This window comes from Aromatoleum toluvorans, from assembly GCF_012910905.1.
In the GTDB taxonomy this organism is placed as follows: domain Bacteria; phylum Pseudomonadota; class Gammaproteobacteria; order Burkholderiales; family Rhodocyclaceae; genus Aromatoleum; species Aromatoleum toluvorans.
Window position 1 is genome coordinate 1 of the sequence record NZ_WTVN01000103.1, and the last position, 414, is coordinate 414.

At 68.6% G+C, this 414-nt stretch carries 1 protein-coding gene; it reads right to left on the reverse strand.

Features of this window, described 5'->3' with window-relative positions; all coding sequences use genetic code 11:
• On the reverse strand, positions 1 to 414 hold a 414-nt coding region (locus GPA22_RS22500; RefSeq protein WP_169258292.1), incomplete at both ends, for a helix-turn-helix domain-containing protein.

Consider the following 414-nt stretch of genomic DNA (forward strand, 5'->3'; position numbering starts at 1 on the left):
GGCGCACCTCGCCGATCAGCTGGATGGGGGTCTCGTCGAAGCAGACCAGCGGCCGGGCGGGATTCTGCGTCTCGGCGTAGAGGTCGAGCACGTCCTCCATGCGGGCAACGTATTCGCCGTCGACATGGGGAATGCACCACATGTCCCTGCGCCACGGCTTGAGGTCGTTCTCGGCCAGCCGGCGACGCACGGTCTCGCCCGACAGACTGTTGTGATCGGTGAGCTTGACCATCGTGTCGGCCAGCAGCGTCAGCGTCCAGCGTTTGCAGCCAGCGGGCGGCTTGGCGCATGCGGTCGCCACCAGCAGGGCTTCCTCCTTGCCGGTCAGCTTGCGCTCAGCGCCCGGACGCGGCTCCTCGCTCAGGGCCCGCTCCAGATTGCCTTCCACGAAGCGGCGCCTGGTCCGGCCGACGG